This window comes from Vibrio sp. 1641 (assembly GCF_033339995.1).
GTDB lineage: Bacteria > Pseudomonadota > Gammaproteobacteria > Enterobacterales > Vibrionaceae > Vibrio > Vibrio alginolyticus.
On record NZ_JAWOVP010000426.1, the window covers coordinates 1 to 552 of the forward strand.

The following is a 552-nucleotide window of genomic DNA, read 5'->3' on the forward strand; positions in this document are numbered from 1 at the left end:
ACATGCTTAAGCACTGATTGATTGAATGCTTGCTTGATAAGCTTGGTGGCTTTCTTTTGCTGTAGTTCCTTTAGAACACGGTGACCAACCACTTTACCGATAATTAAATGCACATGATCGCCACTGCCTTTGGTGCCGTCTTGGCTTTGTTGGTGTAGTACTGCTCGAATTTGTTGTCTATATTGAGCGAACTCAGATTTATTCAGCTTGCAGAGTTTTGCGAGTGCTAAACAGCAATCTTTGACAATGGATTGCCACTGCTCAGCGGTGGGCCTGTAGCCTTTTGGTAACGTAAGACAATATTCCATGGGGTAGCTAGAGAGCGGCCGCCCGCCTTTGCGTTTGAGTTGTTGTTCAAGCCTAAATTTTTCGCCTGCTAGCGCAATTCGGTGGGATGTTTCTCCGCAACCAAAGATCGAAATGAGTGCTTCGGTGCATTTGTGGTTGGCGTGTTTGGCGTTTAGCAGGTAACGTTCGCGCATCATTATGCCGTCAGAAGCGAGGCGAACGGGTTGTGTTGTTACAGTCCAGTTTTTAAGCATGAATCTCTAT

General features: G+C 46.2%; 1 pseudogene. It reads right to left on the reverse strand.

The window, feature by feature from the left end:
• Positions 1-542, reverse strand: a pseudogene (locus R7Z47_RS26355) (hypothetical protein); the annotation flags it as partial.
• Positions 543-552: the final 10 nt, after the last annotated feature.